17 protein-coding genes and 1 tRNA gene are annotated in these 17297 nt (G+C 55.6%); 8 read left to right on the top strand and 10 right to left on the bottom strand.

Annotated features, from left to right (window positions below; all coding sequences use genetic code 11):
• Positions 1–37: 37 nt before the first annotated feature.
• The 6 genes from GOX53_RS27070 to GOX53_RS27045 form a co-directional block, all read right to left on the bottom strand.
• The gene (locus GOX53_RS27070) at positions 38–1729 is read right to left on the bottom strand and encodes an endonuclease (RefSeq protein ID WP_171181958.1); all 1692 of its coding nucleotides are present in this window, start codon (positions 1727–1729) and stop codon (positions 38–40) included.
• Between the two features lie 164 nt (positions 1730–1893).
• Entirely contained in the window at positions 1894–2262 is a 369-nt protein-coding gene (locus tag GOX53_RS27065) for a hypothetical protein (RefSeq protein WP_171181957.1), read from the bottom strand.
• 7 nt (positions 2263–2269) lie between these two features.
• On the bottom strand, positions 2270–2710 hold the full coding sequence (locus tag GOX53_RS27060; RefSeq protein ID WP_171181955.1) for a hypothetical protein: 441 nt from the start codon (positions 2708–2710) through the stop codon (positions 2270–2272).
• Positions 2707–3393, bottom strand: a complete 687-nt coding sequence (locus tag GOX53_RS27055) for an extensin family protein (protein ID WP_171181953.1) — start codon at positions 3391–3393, stop codon at positions 2707–2709. The genes GOX53_RS27060 and GOX53_RS27055 overlap by 4 nt, the downstream gene beginning before the upstream one ends.
• A gap of 636 nt (positions 3394–4029) precedes the next feature.
• Positions 4030–4215, bottom strand: a complete 186-nt coding sequence (locus GOX53_RS27050; protein WP_171181951.1) for an AlpA family phage regulatory protein — start codon at positions 4213–4215, stop codon at positions 4030–4032.
• A gap of 439 nt (positions 4216–4654) precedes the next feature.
• Positions 4655–5260: a site-specific integrase gene (locus tag GOX53_RS27045; protein WP_171181950.1), complete on the bottom strand. Its 606-nt coding sequence runs from the start codon at positions 5258–5260 to the stop codon at positions 4655–4657.
• A 230-nt stretch (positions 5261–5490) separates the two neighbouring features.
• On the opposite strand from GOX53_RS27045, the gene GOX53_RS27040 reads away from it, so the two are divergent.
• Together GOX53_RS27040 and GOX53_RS27035 are read left to right on the top strand one after the other, a co-directional pair.
• Positions 5491–5880 carry a hypothetical protein gene (locus GOX53_RS27040; protein WP_171181948.1) on the top strand — a complete coding sequence of 130 codons (390 nt, stop codon included), beginning with the start codon at positions 5491–5493 and terminating at the stop codon, positions 5878–5880.
• 55 nt (positions 5881–5935) lie between these two features.
• Positions 5936–6295: a hypothetical protein gene (locus tag GOX53_RS27035; RefSeq protein ID WP_171181946.1), complete on the top strand. Its 360-nt coding sequence runs from the start codon at positions 5936–5938 to the stop codon at positions 6293–6295.
• Positions 6296–6646: 351 nt separating this feature from the next.
• On the opposite strand, the gene GOX53_RS27030 is transcribed toward GOX53_RS27035, so the two are convergent.
• Positions 6647–6955: an H-NS family nucleoid-associated regulatory protein gene (locus GOX53_RS27030; RefSeq protein ID WP_171181944.1), complete on the bottom strand. Its 309-nt coding sequence runs from the start codon at positions 6953–6955 to the stop codon at positions 6647–6649.
• A 449-nt stretch (positions 6956–7404) separates the two neighbouring features.
• Here GOX53_RS27030 and GOX53_RS27025 point away from each other — a divergent pair, with 449 nt between their 5' ends.
• The 3 genes from GOX53_RS27025 to GOX53_RS27015 all read left to right on the top strand — a co-directional run bounded on the left by GOX53_RS27025 (position 7405) and on the right by GOX53_RS27015 (position 10310).
• A complete protein-coding gene (locus GOX53_RS27025) occupies positions 7405–8547 on the top strand; it encodes a helix-turn-helix transcriptional regulator (protein WP_171181942.1) in 1143 nt (380 codons plus the stop codon).
• Between the two features lie 154 nt (positions 8548–8701).
• Positions 8702–9931, top strand: coding sequence for a helix-turn-helix transcriptional regulator (locus GOX53_RS27020; RefSeq protein WP_171181940.1), 1230 nt, complete (start codon positions 8702–8704; stop codon positions 9929–9931).
• Positions 9932–9935: 4 nt separating this feature from the next.
• Entirely contained in the window at positions 9936–10310 is a 375-nt protein-coding gene (locus GOX53_RS27015; protein WP_171181938.1) for a DUF1304 family protein, read from the top strand.
• Positions 10311–10714: 404 nt separating this feature from the next.
• On the opposite strand, the gene GOX53_RS27010 is transcribed toward GOX53_RS27015, so the two are convergent.
• Positions 10715–10801, bottom strand: a tRNA-Leu gene (locus GOX53_RS27010).
• A 137-nt stretch (positions 10802–10938) separates the two neighbouring features.
• Here GOX53_RS27010 and GOX53_RS27005 point away from each other — a divergent pair.
• Together GOX53_RS27005 and lipB are read left to right on the top strand one after the other, a co-directional pair.
• Entirely contained in the window at positions 10939–11598 is a 660-nt protein-coding gene (locus GOX53_RS27005; protein WP_171181936.1) for a DsbA family oxidoreductase, read from the top strand.
• Positions 11599–11638: 40 nt separating this feature from the next.
• The gene (lipB, locus tag GOX53_RS27000; protein ID WP_171181934.1) at positions 11639–12307 is read left to right on the top strand and encodes a lipoyl(octanoyl) transferase LipB; all 669 of its coding nucleotides are present in this window, start codon (positions 11639–11641) and stop codon (positions 12305–12307) included.
• A 395-nt stretch (positions 12308–12702) separates the two neighbouring features.
• Here lipB and GOX53_RS26995 read toward each other — a convergent pair whose 3' ends face one another.
• Both GOX53_RS26995 and GOX53_RS26990 read right to left on the bottom strand, forming a co-directional pair.
• Positions 12703–13128 carry an HIT family protein gene (locus GOX53_RS26995; protein WP_371810445.1) on the bottom strand — a complete coding sequence of 142 codons (426 nt, stop codon included), beginning with the start codon at positions 13126–13128 and terminating at the stop codon, positions 12703–12705.
• Positions 13129–13650: 522 nt separating this feature from the next.
• A complete protein-coding gene (locus GOX53_RS26990) occupies positions 13651–15054 on the bottom strand; it encodes an MATE family efflux transporter (protein ID WP_254446817.1) in 1404 nt (467 codons plus the stop codon).
• Positions 15055–15391: 337 nt separating this feature from the next.
• Here GOX53_RS26990 and ctaD point away from each other — a divergent pair, with 337 nt between their 5' ends.
• Positions 15392–17050 (top strand): cytochrome c oxidase subunit I, encoded by a 1659-nt coding sequence (ctaD, locus tag GOX53_RS26985; RefSeq protein ID WP_171181930.1) that lies wholly within the window; start codon positions 15392–15394, stop codon positions 17048–17050.
• The last annotated feature ends 247 nt before the right edge of the window (positions 17051–17297 follow it).

The following is a 17297-nucleotide window of genomic DNA, read 5'->3' as shown; positions in this document are numbered from 1 at the left end:
GTGGTCCTCCGTTCCCTAAACATAACGGTGGTCCAGTTCAGTTGGGGAGGCTCAGTGTTGCAGGGACGGAAACAAATTCCCAAAGCGCTTCATTGACGATCACATAGTCAATGGATGTTCTTGGTACAGCGCTGAATGCACTGCAGACCAAGTACTGACGGTGCGGCACCTTGAATAAATCTACGGGCGTGCCATCATCGAGGTCCTGCCGCACAACATCAGAACCGCGATCAATCTGCCGATTAAAGTCCCCGAGCAAGGCGACCATTGCGCCGGAAGCTGACTTTTCGTCGATCCAGTCCTCAAGGATTGGGATTTGTTTTGCCAGTGTTCGACAGTCATCGCGTTGAGTGAGGTCGTTCTCGGTAAAGCAGCCGGACTTCAGATGGATCGAAGCCACCCAGAGGCGTGTGCCATTAATGTCGATGAGAGCCGCTGTGCCCTCGCGCGCGGGAAAGCCGTCCTCGTGAAGAATGTCCAACTCAATTCGTTCCGTGCTGACTACACGCGCCGCGTCGCGGCGAATGGCGAGAACAGTGTAGATGTCGCGTTTTGTCACATCGCTCAGTTGATTCGGATCAACTGCAAGATCATCCGCTAGCCGCATGGAAAACACGATTTGCCATTCGCTTGAGGGAAAAAGGAGATCCGCACCTTCTGGTGCCCCGATCTCCTGCAAGCCAATGATATCCGCGCCCAACGTCGCGATGACCTCACGGATATTGTCATAGTCATCTCCCGTCCGCTGCAGGCCTGGAGAACCATCCCGGCGCGGCCGGAGATGCTCGCCGTCAACATGCCAAAAATTCGCTATGTTCCAAGAAGCTAAACGAAGCGTATCTTGCGAAGCTACCGGGGCAATCGGCTGCAGACCTCCGGCAGGCTGAGCTGCGCCACACATGACTCCGTAGACATCTGCCGCGAGACCCGCGTCGTCAATAAACGGGTTACGGTTGCCTTGGATCAGCTCAATTCGGTCATTGCGTGCAATTTCACTTGCGTCCGGTGGGTCTGAAGAATGCCATTTCAGCAACGTACAGAGATCCCCGATTTGCGTACCGCGTCCGGGAGCACTGCGGTCAACTAATACAAGATTGGGTTCCCCGCCCGTACCTTCATATCGAATATCCATATAGAAAAGAGCACGCGCTACATCGCCCTTGACCTCATCGCGCGGCTCAAAACTGTCTCCGTCGAGAAACGTATCCAGCGCTTCCCCTTGGGGACCACCGCCTTCATCAAAATTCAAACTGCCTCGATCAGCATTCACCGTCGCATCAGTGGGCTTCAGGTGGTGCAGATCGCTTTTCATTGGCTCGCGACGTGTACCGCGCGATTGCGGCCAGAGATGCTCCCGGTTCCATCCATTGTGGGCGTCACCGTTAACCCGCTGGTCGGCATCTTGTGACCGGTTTGTATAGAACAAGATTACGTTTTCCGCGTTGTCGGGATCAGCATAAAGGGTCTCGAGCACATTGTAGGTGGCGCCATAACCAATACGTTGATGGCCTGCTTTTGATTGAGAATGGAGATCATCACGCAGGTTTTGAGCCTGCACGGAAGTAAGAGTAAGCGCGAATATCGATGCGGATAGGGCAATGGACTTGCAAAACATATCAGAACCAGAATCAAAACTAGGAATGACTATTAACCTATCACGAATGCCGCGTTTCGAATAGTAAGCGCATTTAATCCGGGCCGAACAATTCGATACCACTTTGTTTTTCACTTTTTGGAGAAGCTATTTCAAGGGCGCCGCCCATTGGGCCAAGCCATCGCGCTCCCAGACGTGGCAGGCGGCAATGGCATCCACCGGGCAACGATGACCTTTCCAGATGGCCGCACAGCGGCCATCTGGTGGAGTTTTTTTGCTTTTTGAGTCACAACGTACCCTCACCGAACGAACTGCGGCGCTATGTTCAGCCCCGTCAGGTTTCGCACAGCGTAGCCAAGGGCACGGACAGCCGTATCCAGAATGGTCTGCCGGAATTCGAAGGTCTCGTATTTCAGACCATTCAGATACACCTTCATTGCACGCTTGTGCGACCGCATCAAGAATTCGGCGTTCCGCTTGCTGATCCGATTTGCCGCGTAATCAATCTGCGTCTGGATAACGGCTTCAGAGATGCTTTTTAGGTAGCCGGTCATCTGCTCTCTTGTCTTGGCGAACCAGGTCTGCGCCTCGGACGCAAGCGCCGCGCCTAAACCTTTGAACAAATCATCAACTGAACCGGGTTTGAAGTTTTCGAAATCGAAAGACATGTGATCCTCACTGCAAAATGTCGTTGATTGGAATGGCACAGGTCACCTGTACCAAAGAGTATGCATTGGACGTTCCAAGTCCTGCGGCCTGATGCTCCTGCGCCATATCGGTGACGCCTTCTGAACACTCCGTCAGGCTAGATGCCAAGATCTTCGCAGCTTTGGTCGCTGGCCAGTTGTCGTCGCCATCTGCCCGCCTACTGACCCAGCTTCGTGTAACTTCTATTTGCGCCAGAGCGTCGGCATAACGCGTTGCTGCACTCTCATAGCTTTCAGGCCCTTTAAAATCGCCCAACTGTGCGGACGCAACCAGCGATGAAACGTGCTGCAGTCCCTCGGCTGCAGACTTTGTGACCTGGTCGGGATAATCAGGTTCGAAAAATGCGCATCCGCTGGTCAAAATGCTAACACCGCAAATAACCGTGACAGTTCTAAGAGAAATACTCATGCGACCAACCCCTTTTGATCTACTTCGCGAGCCCGATCGACTGCAATATCAATGCTAGTCTCAATAAACCCGATCCAATTCGAATTGGTTGACAGACTTCCCAACCCGAGCTCTCTTCGCACCAAGCGCTCAGCGGCTTGAGTTTCCGGTCCCCACACTCCATCAACGTCTAGGACCTGGTCGAACAGAAACCTCAATGCATTTTGCAAAAAAAGAACTCGGCTCTTGGAATGCCGCCGAAATCCAACGGAGTCCCCATTGTCAAAGTGGATGTGATCGCGATGCGCTGCGTTGTAGCCGTATGTTAATACCGTTCCAAAGCTCTGACGTAGAACGCCTTCTATTGCCAAGTAGTGATGCGGTTGTTTCTCGAAGGTGTCTGCGACCCAGATAAAGCCGCTGTCAAAGATTAACCCGTCCAAGTCAAACGCTCGGTTTTGGTGGTGCAAACTTGATCCGTTTCCGGACCTACCGATTCCGCCAAAAAGGATTGCACTGACTTGCCCTATGTTCAGCGCCTCAAGGGTCTGGAACATCTCATCAAATACGGAGTCGGCTTGGGCTGCAAATACCGCATCAGCATAGGGCCGCACACGATAGCCCCGCTTGCCGTAGTTTTCTGCTGGATCGCGATCATAAAGCAGCGGGACATCACCGAATTCACTAACTCTAGTATGTGCCATGAGCGCCTCCTGTGGGGTCATTGGCGCTTTTGGCATCAGGAACAATACCGTCACCGGGGCTTGGCGGAACAAGGAATCCGACCAAGAAACCGATGATCGTGATCGGCACACCCGACAGTGCGTCAGGCAACGCTTGCTGAAGAGCATGAAGCGGAAGGTCTGGTTGATGATACGTCATAATGGTGTCTCCTCCTCTTATCCGCAGGGACGCAGACAAGACTAATGAAGATGCTAGTGTGAAAGAGATCTGCGTTTCATCGCCCATTCGGGGTATAATTCGTGGATTAACCCACAAATTCAGGGCCGTTTGCTGCCTGAAAAAGGGCATCTCCAAGTCGCTCCACCAATATCGTCCAGAAAACTGTCCTTAAGGCGCGCCTCACAGTAGTTGCGATGAAACCATGCGGCGGACCCTGAAACCTTGACCCAAAGCCACGCCAAGGACCGAGTCAACTTGTTCGGTTAGCCTGTAAATGACGCCTTATGGCATTATTGGATTACAACCGAGCACTTGCAGCGAGTGCTCACAACTCATCAGCCAAGTCTGAGAGGCTGCGCTAACTTTGTGGGCTGAAGGCGATAGGGTGGCCAGGTTTGCAACCCCAGCCACCCAGCTCCTGGTGATCAGGAGAGTCGTTAAGGTTCGTCTCTACGCCGCAGGCGTTCTTCGATCCACTCCAGTATCTCAATCTCCAACCAGCCCACCCGGTTTGGGCCCAGCGGTACCCGCTTGGGGAATAGGCCTGCCTTCTCCAGACGAGCGATGTGTTGGGGTGAGTACAAGACCAGCTCCGTTACCTGGCGTTTCGAAAGTATCCTCATCACGATGTTCTCCATGATTGAAGAGCATCGCGATGCTCGGGTTACGACAAGTCTCCCGAGAGGCAATCATCGTAGCAACATTTCGTTGGTTGGCAAATCGAGCGGTTACTTTTTTTGTTTTGCCCGCGCTTGCTTTGTCAATCCTTGCATCGCCATTTTTGTCTGGAACTCGAATTTACGACCCCTTTGACCTGCGATCTCACCCATGCCGTTGAAATCGGTATCCGCAAATTCCTTACCAATTTACGCACCAGTTTCCCCAGAACAAATAGCTTCTCCCTGGCCAGTCGGCGCATGTCTCAATCAAACCGTCTCTTTCTTGGCGACGTCGATAGCGTGACGTAGGTCGACATTTCCATCACCGCTCACATGGAAAGGGAGGATCAGAAATGGCCTGTCACTGTTTCCGGTGAAAAGCCGGTCAATTCTCATTGCATGCTCAGGAACCGTGTAAACCTTCATGATTTTCGGTCCACATACGCGCAGCTAGGCGATGTTCATCCGGTCCAATGACCGTCGCGTAGATGGCCGTTGTCTCTATGGATGCGTGCCCCATCCAGCGCTGCAACATGTGAATTTGAATGCCCGCCATCGTGGCGTTCACCCCGTAGCCATGCCGCAATCCCTTCGGGCAAGCTTGCGCGCCGCCGATGTTGGCCTCTGCCATGATGGCTTTTATCCATCGGTACCCGGTTATACGTGGGAGCGGTCCATCAGCCACCGGCCAAAAATAGCCGTCTTGGGTTGGGGCGATAGCCAGCAAGGCATCTGCAAGCTCGTGGGGGATCGGTAACTCGCGAACAGCGTGCCGTCTTCGCTTTTTGAGACTAACTATCGACAGGCTCCGCGCGCCCGGCTGCAGTGCGTCTGACCGTAGTGAACAAGCCTCAGAGACCCGGCACCCCGTGAACAGAAGCGTTAGCGCGAAGGCTTTGATGTCCTTGGGTTGATGACTGGCAGCATCGTGAAATTGTCGGCGTTCTTCTTGGTTTAGGTACAAACGGCGGCTGTCCGCATCGTAAAGACGTAGAGTGGGTTGTGACATAACTGGGAAATCGGGCTAAATCTGCGTTGATACAGAATTGGCAATTCTGTATCGCGTCAGAAATTGCTTAACTATCTCAGCGCCTTACGGAACTCTCCACCGTGATTTCACCATTGTCCCGACCCGCTGTTTGCGGGTAAGGCGTTGCAATATATGGATTGTACAGAATTGCCAATTTTGTATCACGCCACGCCCTGGGGACATCCACTCAAAACAAGGAACGAGAATGAATGGACAGTGCTGTTTCCCCGTTCAAGAACGGTAATGCGCGAGGCCAAACAACAGCTGTTGCTGCCGCATTGGTCTTGCTGGCTGTAGGGCAAGGGTGCGCTCCAGTGAGTGCGGACACCGATTTGAAGGACACGTTCTTCAGTCAGTTTGTCGACACTAAGCTGGTTCGATCAGAAGGCCACACAACTTTCAAATCGGACGGCACGTTTTTTGGTGAGGCGTTTGGCGGCTCGTTACAGGGGGAATGGGAATGGAAGAACAACCAGTTCTGTCGCTCCGGCAGCTTTGATAGTGATCCATTTCCGTATGCCTGTGAGAAAGTGACGATCAGCGGCACCGAGCTCACCCTATCGGGGCCAGACGGGGCTTTCACCTACACGAGACCTTAACAAATAGTTGGCGGCGCAAAGGCGTGGCGCCAGTACATAGATGAGAAAAGAGAGAATGAATATGAAAGCTGGTTTTGGCGCAGTAGCAGCAGTCCTGGCCCTGTCTGTCGTAGCAACAACGGCAGGAGCCCAGGACCTGAAGGTTCCTAAAAAGGTTCGGTTCAAGGATGTGCCCGAGCCTATGCAGTGCAGTACGCCGGTAAATCCGTTCACCGAACCATTCCACACCAAGGGTCAACGCAGTAGAAAGACGAAGATCAAGGGCACTCTCTTCATCATTTGCCCGACAAGGCTAGCCGTTTGGAACGGACATCAATTGCCGATCAATTGGTTCGACGCGCGAGGCAACGGTTACACTGACTGTGAAATCGCGCCAGACGGGAGCCACAAATGCTGGGTGACTTTGCCTAAATAAGATCCAAACGTTGCCAAGCGATCGGACCGCTTTGCCGTTTGATCGCCAGCAAGTTTTGCCCGGCCTTCGGTGATCGCGGTCCGTTGACCTCGCGCGTCACAGCCCGATGTTGGACTAAGTCTCTCATGTGGCAGGCGGCAATGGCCGGGGCGGTCCAACCCCGAGGGCCGCAGGCTCAGCTGTGCCGTTAACGCGACGCTGAGCGGTGTGCAACTTCACATACAACTGCACTGGATGGGGCATGCCTCAATCCGAACCACGGCGATCTATGCCACCGCGCTTGGTCCGGATCAGCTCAGGCTGGCCGATCAGATGTGGGAGTAATCCGTCTCTGACCGGCCAGTGTGTGGTTCAGATTTCGAGCGCGGCGATATCGGCACCAGCCGTCAAGGCGTCAATGATCCATTGCGGCTTGCGGCCCCGGCCCGTCCAGGTTTGCTCGGCATTGTCAGGATTGCGGTATTTGGGAGCTGCCTTGGCTCTGGTGCCGCCTTTTGGCTTTGTGTTCAGATCGGCCAGCGAAAAGCCAAACTCAGCAACAGCTGCTTCCGCCGCCGCTTTAGCATCGGCGAGATCCTGGCGCTGGCGGTCCACCAGCGCAGCATCCACATCCACACGTAATTGCTTCAGCTGAACCGCCGACATTTTATCGAGTTTCATAATCGTTTCCCTGTGTTGTTGGTGAGTGACCAAGAGTGTCGATAATGGTGGATGCGGGATGTGTAAATAGTGGGCGGCTTAAAGGTGTGGAAAACGCCAAAAAGCCCGCCAAAACCACCGACCTATTTTCGTTGGGAAAGACAAGTCTTGTGAGGTTCGTTGTAGAGGCAGAGTGGCCTTGTCATCGTTGCATAGAAGGCAACGAACCCCTTCGAAAAGTGCTTTCAGAAACCGGCCAACTGCGCGACGGCTTTCAGAACAAATCGTACTCGGTTCGCGCTTCAGATGCCTATTCAACGACAGGACCTTCTCAAGAGAGTTGCCCGGCGTGCAAGGATGATGCAACATCTAAGAATCTGGGCTACTTGGTGAATGTCGGCAATGGGAAATGTGTTGCGTGGGATTTTGCATAGCTTCACATCGTTCAGGGCTCTTTGGAGAGAGTCCGCTTGAGAGACGTCATTCGTGATATTTTAGCTTGCGGCACAGCACCCGAGAACTGGAACAAGGCTCACGACACACTAGTGGCGGAACTCGCGATATCCGCATCATCAATGTACTCCGTCAATAACTTCAGAAGCAATCAACTTGACATTCGGATGAGTCGAGACTTACGGCGAACGATGACGCAGGAAAAACGAACTTTGATCCAAAAAAGCTCCGAAGACCCTGAAAACCGAGGTTACCAGTTTTTACGCTCAAACCCAGAACAAACATTTTACAATGACTACGAAGTTCACGGTCTTCCGGAAAATCAAAATCTGCCGGTATCCGCAACAAAGGCAATGCTTGGATCAGATGGGTACGTTATGCATTGCGGGGCAGCACTCAACACCAATGGACCTTGGTTGGACGTTATCTTGAGCTTCCATAGGAGCGAAGCGGAATGGCGTTCGTTCCTGAAAAACAATAGAACACCCGTCGTTTTGCCCATTATCGCCAACACTCTAATGCTTCAACGTGCTTTGTCCGAAATCCAATCGCGTTACGGAGCGATGTTGACAGCTCTGAACTCACTAGGGTTAGGTGTGTTCTTGGTCAGTGAGACTGGCACCGTCATCGACTTTAATACAGAAGCTCAGAATATCATTGATCAACGTGATGGTATTTTCTTCAGTCGAAGAAATAGATTGAGGCTGAACGACCCATCCCAATCGGCTTTCTTCACTGAGAAGCTATCCAAGACCTTCAGGCAATTACAAGGAGAGCCAGAACAAGAGTCGATCTATTTGTCCGCAAGAAGAACGTCAGGGCGGTTCGACTACTTGATGTCCGTACGACCTTTAATGGACACGAACGCCGAGATGGAAGCCGGTTTTCAATGCGCCTTCGTGATGGTAATCGATCCATCTCGACCGCAGAACTTGTCGGTGAAAGGAATCGAAACCCTAGGGCGATTGACCCCTGCTGAAACTGCAGTTGCTGACTTGATGATAAAAGGTAATCGCACAAAAGAAATCGCATTGGAGCGCGACGTCAGCGTCCACACGATCAAAAGGCAGTTCAAAGCAATCTTTCAAAAGCTGCACTGTTCCGGTCAAAGTGAAGTCATTCGAGTTGCTGCGGCTACGCGGTTGCCATTCGTTGACTAAAGCGCAAGCTAATTTGTCGAAATTTAGCTTTCAAAGGCTTTGATGATGTAACCCTCTTCCATTGTAGACCTACACTGCATCCTGAAAACCAGTATCAAAGCTCTTTGTCTCTACTTTCATCCTGACGTGTGGGTGAGCGTAGGACATCACCCATTTGGGCTATGCAACCGGAAATTTTGCCGACTATCATGTCTTAAACCGATGGCAGAGGGCGCACATGAATTCGCAAAGTCTAGACCTAACTCTAAAAATTTATGATGCCGTTGCCGATCCCACGGCTTGGCAACCTGTATTGGATGAGGTCGTTGATCGAACTGGAGCACATGGCAGCATCATCTTCGAATGGAACGATATTGGATCAAGCCGACAACTGACTGCGCCTTTGCACTCGGGGCGGTACTCATCCAACCTCTTATCCCTTTACCTCGATAAGTGCGCACATCTCGAGGAAGGCGATCAAGACATCGTTCGTAGGTACACGAAAGATCATGATGCGGTCGAGCTTCTGGATGACACACTGATCGCTGAATCGCCGGAAGCACTGCGCACCACCGAACATGTGAAGTTCCTCGAGCCTATCGGTATTTTTCATCGCGCAGCCGGCGTTATGAACAAAGACAATCGTTGGATTTCGCTTTTTTCTCTTCAACTTGGCGCGGGCCGGCCGCAACTCACTGAACCCGAACGTGTGTTTTTAGGACCGCAATTGCCGCATCTTGCCAAGGCGTTGGATTTATCGATTCCTCTGCGGCAACTCCACAAGCGCTACAAGGCTGTCTTGTCGGCCATGGATCAACTTACAATTGGACTGTGTGTCCTTGACAAGCGCGGCATGATCGTCGCGCGAAATGAAGAGTTCCAGCGTCAGCAGCAAGCCTATCGCAGTTTTCGGGTGACGACTGATGGTCGTTTGTTGTTGGGGAGCGCAGCCGCCACCAAACGTCTTTCAATCCTGATGGAACACGTCGGACATCACGGACAGTTCGGTGCGCGACCGCGTAAAGAGAGCGTGACGGGCGGTTCAGCAGACGGGCTTTGTGTCGAAGTGTCGCCTTTGAATAACTCTCAAGAAATCGGCAGCAGCTCATTTGATGGGTTTTTAGTCTGTTCGACAGACACGAGTCTCCCAATGCGGTGTAATGCCGAGCGCGTGCGAGCTGCATTTGGTTTGACGGATGCCGAAAGCGCTCTAATTGAACCGATTTCGCAAGGTTTGACAAACCCTGAGATCGCCGACCGACGCGAACGCGCCGTCGCGACCATCAACGCACAGATCAAATCAATACTCTCAAAGTCAGGATGCGCCAACCGCACTCAATTTGTCCGAGCGATGATGCGTTTCGGCACACGGTTCTTGCGAAACGAAGTATTACAAAAGGATTAGTTCTATGCAACGCCTCTATAAAATCATGATTGCACTTGTGATACTTGGCCATATCGGTTTTGCCGGGATGCAAGCTTTAGCTTGGCCAACTGTAGCCGAGCGATTGCTGGGCCTGACAGATCCTGAGGCTGTGGAAAAGACAGCGTCTGTAGGGACGAGCTTTGCCTCCTACAACCTGAGTATCGCAATCGGTATTGGCCTGAGTTTCCTCCTGACCGAGGGAGTTCGCGAAAAAATCCAACTTTCGGTTCTCTCTCTGATCGTTTTTACTGCCGTTGTTGGGTTTCTAGGCACCGGAAGCATGGTCATTTTGGGGGGGCGATTGCTACCGGCCACCATCGCCTTACTTCTGCAAATACACCTTTCGCGTCGTTCATAAGTCTCGGAGGGAAACAAGGCTTGGCCGAAATGCGTCAACACGCGCCCGAAACCAATGATCGCGTCAAGCACGTGCGCACCAAATACTACCGCAGCAAACTAAAGTGATTTGATCCGCATGCCAGCCCCTGGTGCAGGCCCTAACAAGCGTCCGCCTGCTCATTGGGTTACTTAACGAGCCAACGAATTTACTTGCGGGCAAATGATTAGAGCTAACCGCAATAGTTTTCAGAAGCGTTTCGGCGCCTCGGTGAGCGGCTGAGGATAGGCTCAGGCGACTTCGGCATCTTGCCATAGTTGCTCAACCCGGCCCACCCAAACGCATGAAAAAAGGGGGGCCGATAGGGGGACCAACCTATGCGCTTTAGAAAACTTTAATTAATATCAGTATATTGTGATGCTGAATGGTGCGGTCGAGAAGACTCGAACTTCCACGGGTGTTACCCCACAGCGACCTCAACGCTGCGCGTCTACCAATTCCGCCACGACCGCACTGTCAGGCTTGGTAGAGCGGCGTATAGACGCTCGGGCGGAGGATGTGAAGAGACAAAAACACATCCGATTGATTTCCCGCGTGCACCTCATATCTGTTACTCTCACCCATCTGAGACCCCGCGCCGGAGCCCGTCATGACCACCCGTGAAACCCGTCCCATCGTACAGATCGACATCGTCTCGGACGTGGTCTGTCCCTGGTGCATCGTCGGCTTTCGGCAGCTGGATCAGGCGCTTGCCCAACGCGGTATTCTGGCCCGGCTGCGCTGGCATCCGTTCGAGCTGAACCCGGACATGCCGGCCGAGGGCCAGAACCTGCGCGAGCATATCATGCAGAAATACGGCACCACCGCCGAACAAAGCCAGCAAGCCCGCGACCGGCTGACAGCAATCGGGGCCGAGTTGGGCTTTGCCTTCAACTTCACCGAGGACAGCCGGATGGTGAACACGTTCCAGGCGCATCAGCTGCTCGATTGGGCCGAGGGCCAAGGGCAGCAGCACCCGCTGAAACTGGCGCTGTTTGCGGCCTATTTCACCGATCAGCAGGACGTGTCAAAGACCGAGGTGCTGATCGCCGCAACCGAGGCCGCCGGGCTCGACCCGGCAGCGGCGCGGGCAGCGCTGACTTCGGGCGCCCACGCCGCGCCGGTGCGCGAGAAACAGCGGTTCTGGACCGGTAAGGGCATCTCGGGCGTGCCGTCGATGGTGTTTGGCGGCAAGTACCTGCTGACCGGCGCGCAGGGCGCCGAGACCTACGGGCAGGTGCTTGATCGCTGCCTGGCCGAAGCCGCCTGACCCCCTTTCGCACGCGACCCCGCCGCGCTATGCACGCTCCATGGAATGGAAGATCACAGACGGGCTGACCGATTATCAGGAGGCCGTGGATTTCATGGAGGCCCGCGCCGCAGCCATTGCCGCGGGCGAGGCCGAGGAATGCGTCTGGCTGCTCGAACACCCGCCGCTCTACACCGCCGGCACCTCGGCGCGGCGCGAAGATCTGACCGATCCCGACAGGTTTCCGGTCTATGAGAGCAAGCGGGGCGGGCAATACACCTATCACGGCCCCGGTCAGCGTGTGGTCTACGTCATGCTCGACGTGGGCAAGCGCGGCCACGACGTGCGCCGCTTCGTCAAGCAGCTTGAGACTTGGGTGATCGCCGCGCTGGCCGAGTTCAACGTGCACGGCGAAATCCGCGAGGGGCGCGTGGGCGTCTGGGTGCAGCGGGATGACAAGCCGCTGACCATCGCGGGACAGAAGACCGAGGACAAGATCGCCGCCATCGGCATCCGGCTGCGGAAATGGGTCAGCTTCCACGGTATCTCGATCAATGTGGAACCCGACCTGGACCATTTCTCGGGCATCGTGCCCTGCGGGATCACCGAACACGGGGTCACTTCGCTGGTCGATCTGGGTCTGCCGGTGACCATGGCGGATGTGGATGTCGCCCTGCGCCGGACCTTCGACGAGGTCTTCGAGACGGACGAAAGCCTCGCACAACCCTGAGTCGCACTCTGAGCGCTGAAGACACGTCCGATCGGCGATTCCTGCATTTCAGAGCTTCGAAAACGTATCCGAATTCCGGCTATCCACTCCAAATTGTAAACAATCGCCCGCTGTGGGCCGCTATGTTTCGCTCCGCGACGGCCATTTGGCGCTAGGAAAAAAAATTTTCCAATAATTTCAACGAAATCACTTAATTGCGAAATGCAAAGCAGGAAAAAAGCTCTTATGTTGATCCTACCATTCGAAGAGTGAGTGGTACGTTACTGCTGGGGATCGGGGCAACGCCCATGTGACCCGCACAAGTGTGTTGTTACGAGTCTGCCGTTCCGACCCCAATCGGAACGGCAATTTCGTTTTTGGGGCCCCTTACCGAAGCCGAGCAAAGTCGAATGGCGCTACGCCAGCGCGGCGCGGATCTGTTCGGCGTGTCCCGCGATTACCTCCATGTCGCCCATCTGGCCGGGCGGGCGCAGGCGGTCGCCCTCGCGGCGCGGCAGGACGTGGAAATGCAGATGAAATACCTCTTGCCCGCCGGCGGCTTCGTTGAACTGCTGGATGGTAACACCTTCGGCACCAAAGGCTTTCATCACCGCATGGCTCAGCTTTTGCACCGCCTGCATCACGGTAGCGAGTTGATCCGGCGAGGCGTCCAGCAGGTTGCGGCATGGCGTTTTGGGGATCACCAGCAGATGCCCGTCGGCGCGTGGCATGATGTCCATGAAGGCCAGCGTCTCATCATCCTCGTAGACCTTGGTCGCGGGGATCTCGCCGCGCAGGATCTTGGCAAAGATATTGTCGGGATCATAGGTCATGGTGGGCATCCGTTCTGTCTGAGCTTTTTCCGAGTTGTGAGCCAGCCGTTGGGTCGGGTCAACCCGCGCCTCGGAGGCCGTGCAGCCCAAGCGGCCTTAGAACGGCGATTTGACAGTTTTGTACTACGGCTTTCAGGGGGGTTGGCCGTTTTGTACACGTATTTGCGATACCAGACTTCACCAATTGTCCCCCTCATAGGTGCGCCTCAGGCGCGACACCGCAGGCAAGACACTCATGGCGTCGCACGGGCTGGCAGGAATTGTTTAACGCGGCGGATCTCCGGCTGTGCTCCGCCGAAACCAACCATCGCCATTTCGGACACAGTCCCCTTCTGATCAATTCAGCCTTGGAACTCAACTTGGCCGAATTGCCGGTAGATTGAGCGCCACCCATCGTCATGTGCAATCGATGCGACCCTGGCAACTTGTGGGAGCCAAGCTTGGGGCAAGACCGGCTTTCGCAGCGGGACATCAATGTCCGCCCTCTTGAAATCCTGAAGTCTCACGAGGCAGCCAAGGATCGCGGCGGTCTCACCACCCGCGCCGGCCAAACAGGGCGTGAATGCGGTTCTGTTCGGTGAAGGGGTCGACTTCGGTTGGGCGTGACAGGTTCGAGATCACCCGTTCGACCAGATACCAGCCAATTCCGGCAAAGATGACCCCGCCAAAGGCCTGACCCAACAAGACGCCCGGCGCCCCCGCGAGGTGAGATCCGATGACGACGAAAACCCAGGTTCCCACCGTATGGCGCCCCCAGTTTATCCACGTGGAATAAATGGGATGGCCCAGGTTGTTGAAGCTGGCATTGGTGACGAAGATCACCCCGTTGAAGAATGCCGCCAGCGCCAATGGCCCGCAGAACAGATAGATCAGGTTCCGGGTTTCGCCCTGCGCCTCGAACAGATCCGCAATCGGGGCACGCAGCAGGAACAGGACGGCTGCCATGATCAGCACATAGGCGCCGGTGAACTGAACGCCCGCCAGAAAGGCCGCCCGAACCCGCTGGTATTGTCCGGCGCCGAAGTTCTGTCCGATGATCGGCCCAATTGCGCCGGACAGGGCAAAGATGACCGAGAAGGCAACAGGCAGCAGACGACCGATCACCGCCATGCCCGCAACCGCATCCGTGCCATAGCTCGCGATTTCCCGGACAACGATGGCGTTTCCAATCGGAGTTGCGATGTTGGTCAGAATGGCGGGCGCAGCGATGGCCCGCACCGCGCCCAGGTCGCGGGCGACCTGTTGCAGAGATGGGCGCGAAAACCCGTTGTGAACGCGCAGCGCCGGCAGCAACGCCGCCGCCAACATCGTGATCCGCGCCAGAACCGAAGCGATCGCGGCCCCGTCAAGACCCAGCCCCACTGCAAAAATGAGCACCGGGTCCAGGACCGCGTTCACAGCGCCCCCATAGATCGTCGCCATCATCGACCGGCGCGCGTCTCCGTGGGCCCTGAGGACCGCCATGCTGGTCATGGCCGCGGCCATGACCCACATCGTCGGCAATATGATGAACACGTATCGCGCGGCCAGCCGCAGCACCTCGCCCTCGGCGCCAAGCAGGGACAGAAAAAAATCGACGTTCGTCAGAACAAGCGCGGATACCACCAGCCCGACCACGATCCCAAGGACCGCGACGCTGGACCCGTAGTTCCTGGCCTGTTCGGAGCGGCCCGCCCCCAGTTCGCGCGCGACCAATGCTCCGGCGGCGATGGAGAGGCCGATGTTGATGGCGTTGGTGAAAAACAGCAGCGTCCCGGCATATCCGACCGCTGCGGCCAGGGCGTCGTTGCCCAGCATCGAGATGAACACCATATCAACAAAGTCCACAGCGAAGATCGCCATCAGTCCGATGCTGGTGGTCAGCGACATTCTGACGACATGCCGCATCAGGCCGCCGGTCAGGAAAACCGCTGTGGTCCCGGATTGCTGTGCCATTGTTGCGGTGATCCCCTGCCCCCTCGTTCTGCCGCACTATGCGGGCCACGCTTTGCTTGACGCAATGCTCGTGGTGGATTTTGGGGAGTTGACGCCGTGCGGTTTGGGTTTGGGTGCAATGCCTGATCTGCCCGGCGACAAACATTGGCGGAGCCCCCCGCCCGGCCCGGAAATCACGGTGGAAACAGCCCCCAACTTCAAGGGGGGTGCGGCCATTTATCTTGATCCAGATCAAACTCCACCATTGAAGGTACCCCCTTCACCTTCTAAAACCAGCAGGAATCCCGCGCGTCGGAGAGGTCCGGCTGCGCGGTTTAGTTGCAACAGGAGGCACCTAATGGCAGACGCAGCCATTCATGGTCACGAGCATGAAGACCAGCGGGGGTTCTTTACCCGTTGGTTCATGTCGACCAACCACAAGGATATCGGGATCCTTTACCTGGTATTCTCGGCTATTGCAGGCCTGATCTCGGTCCTGATGACCGTCTACATGCGGCTTGAGCTGATGCACCCGGGCGTTCAGTACATGTGCCTGGAAGGGTTCATGGCCGATCCCTGTACTCCGAATGGCCATCTGTGGAACGTGATGATCACCTATCACGGCGTCCTGATGATGTTCTTCGTGGTCATTCCGGCGCTTTTCGGCGGTTTCGGCAACTATTTCATGCCGTTGCAGATCGGCGCGCCGGACATGGCGTTCCCGCGGATGAACAACCTGTCGTTCTGGCTCTATGTGGCCGGTACCTCACTGGGCGTTGTCTCGCTGCTGGCGCCGGGCGGAAACGATCAGGCCGGGTCGGGCGTGGGCTGGGTTCTGTACCCGCCGCTCTCGACGACCGAAGGCGGCATGTCCATGGACCTTGCGATCTTTGCCGTGCACGTATCGGGCGCCTCCTCGATCCTCGGCGCGATCAACATGATCACCACCTTCCTGAACATGCGTGCCCCGGGCATGACCCTGTTCAAGGTGCCGCTGTTTAGCTGGTCGATCTTCGTCACCTCGTGGCTGATCCTGCTGTCCCTGCCGGTTCTGGCGGGCGCGATCACCATGCTGCTGATGGACCGCAACTTTGGCTTTACCTTCTTTGATCCTGCCGGTGGCGGTGACCCGATCCTGTATCAGCACATCCTGTGGTTCTTCGGCCACCCGGAAGTGTACATCGTGATCCTGCCCGGCTTCGGCATCATCAGCCACGTGATCGCCACCTTCTCGCGCAAGCCGATCTTCGGCTACCTGCCGATGGTCTGGGCGATCATCGCGATCGGCGTGCTGGGCTTTGTCGTGTGGGCGCACCACATGTACACGGTCGGCATGTCGCTGAACCAGCAGGCCTATTTCATGCTGGCCACGATGGTCATCGCGGTGCCCACGGGCGTGAAGGTGTTCAGCTGGATCGCCACCATGTGGGGCGGCTCGATCGAGTTCAAGACACCGATGCTGTTTGCCTTCGGCTTCCTGTTCCTGTTCACCGTGGGCGGTGTGACCGGCGTGGTGCTGTCTCAGGCGGGCGTGGACCGGGCCTATCACGACACCTATTACGTGGTGGCGCATTTCCACTACGTGATGAGCTTGGGTGCGGTGTTCGCGATCTTTGCCGGGATCTACTTCTACTTCGGCAAGATGACCGGCCGCCAGTATTCCGAATTCTGGGGCAAGATCCACTTCTGGACGTTCTTCGTCGGCGCCAACCTGACCTTCTTCCCGCAGCACTTCCTGGGCCGTCAGGGCATGCCGCGCCGGTATATCGACTACCCCGAGGCGTTTGCCTACTGGAACTACATCTCGTCCTGGGGTGCGTTCATCTCGTTCGCGTCGTTCATGCTGTTCTTCGGCATCATCTTCTACGCGCTGTACCGCGGCGCCAAGGTGACCCAGAACAACTACTGGAACGAATATGCCGACACGCTGGAGTGGACCCTTCCCTCTCCGCCGCCCGAGCATACGTTCGAGATCCTGCCCAAGCAGGAGGAATGGGACAAGGGCCACGCGCACTGATCCCGGCCTGACAGAAACTGCGAGAAACCCCGCTGATCCCGGCGGGGTTTTTCTTTGGAGCACGTGATCGACGAACCAGAGGAGCCACCGCTTGGTTTCAAGCACAGCGACCGCTCCGAGCCCTTTGTTACATGACTATCTTGGTGCGGTGAATGTCGGCTTTGCTCAGCCAGATATAAAAACAAGTGTTCCTGACCTTCCCCCGCGATCAGGGCCGGTTTGATCTGGAATCTTCCGGTTGGGTGTC

This window comes from Ruegeria sp. HKCCD8929, assembly GCF_013031405.1.
GTDB lineage: Bacteria > Pseudomonadota > Alphaproteobacteria > Rhodobacterales > Rhodobacteraceae > Ruegeria.
This window is presented reverse-complemented; position numbering and strand designations above follow the sequence as displayed.

What these genes read in the sequence shown, in the direction of transcription:
- GOX53_RS27065 (WP_171181957.1), bottom strand. Translation starts at nt 2,262, where the DNA reads ATGTCTTTCGATTTCGAAAACTTCAAACCCGGTTCAGTTGATGATTTG.
- GOX53_RS27060 (WP_171181955.1), bottom strand. Translation starts at nt 2,710, where the DNA reads ATGAGTATTTCTCTTAGAACTGTCACGGTTATTTGCGGTGTTAGCATT.
- GOX53_RS27055 (WP_171181953.1), bottom strand. Translation starts at nt 3,393, where the DNA reads ATGGCACATACTAGAGTTAGTGAATTCGGTGATGTCCCGCTGCTTTAT.
- GOX53_RS27050 (WP_171181951.1), bottom strand. Translation starts at nt 4,215, where the DNA reads ATGAGGATACTTTCGAAACGCCAGGTAACGGAGCTGGTCTTGTACTCA.
- GOX53_RS27045 (WP_171181950.1), bottom strand. Translation starts at nt 5,260, where the DNA reads ATGTCACAACCCACTCTACGTCTTTACGATGCGGACAGCCGCCGTTTG.
- GOX53_RS27040 (WP_171181948.1), top strand. Translation starts at nt 5,491, where the DNA reads ATGGACAGTGCTGTTTCCCCGTTCAAGAACGGTAATGCGCGAGGCCAA.
- GOX53_RS27035 (WP_171181946.1), top strand. Translation starts at nt 5,936, where the DNA reads ATGAATATGAAAGCTGGTTTTGGCGCAGTAGCAGCAGTCCTGGCCCTG.
- GOX53_RS27030 (WP_171181944.1), bottom strand. Translation starts at nt 6,955, where the DNA reads ATGAAACTCGATAAAATGTCGGCGGTTCAGCTGAAGCAATTACGTGTG.
- GOX53_RS27015 (WP_171181938.1), top strand. Translation starts at nt 9,936, where the DNA reads ATGCAACGCCTCTATAAAATCATGATTGCACTTGTGATACTTGGCCAT.
- GOX53_RS27005 (WP_171181936.1), top strand. Translation starts at nt 10,939, where the DNA reads ATGACCACCCGTGAAACCCGTCCCATCGTACAGATCGACATCGTCTCG.
- lipB (WP_171181934.1), top strand. Translation starts at nt 11,639, where the DNA reads ATGGAATGGAAGATCACAGACGGGCTGACCGATTATCAGGAGGCCGTG.
- GOX53_RS26995 (WP_371810445.1), bottom strand. Translation starts at nt 13,128, where the DNA reads ATGCCCACCATGACCTATGATCCCGACAATATCTTTGCCAAGATCCTG.
- GOX53_RS26990 (WP_254446817.1), bottom strand. Translation starts at nt 15,054, where the DNA reads ATGGCACAGCAATCCGGGACCACAGCGGTTTTCCTGACCGGCGGCCTG.
- ctaD (WP_171181930.1), top strand. Translation starts at nt 15,392, where the DNA reads ATGGCAGACGCAGCCATTCATGGTCACGAGCATGAAGACCAGCGGGGG.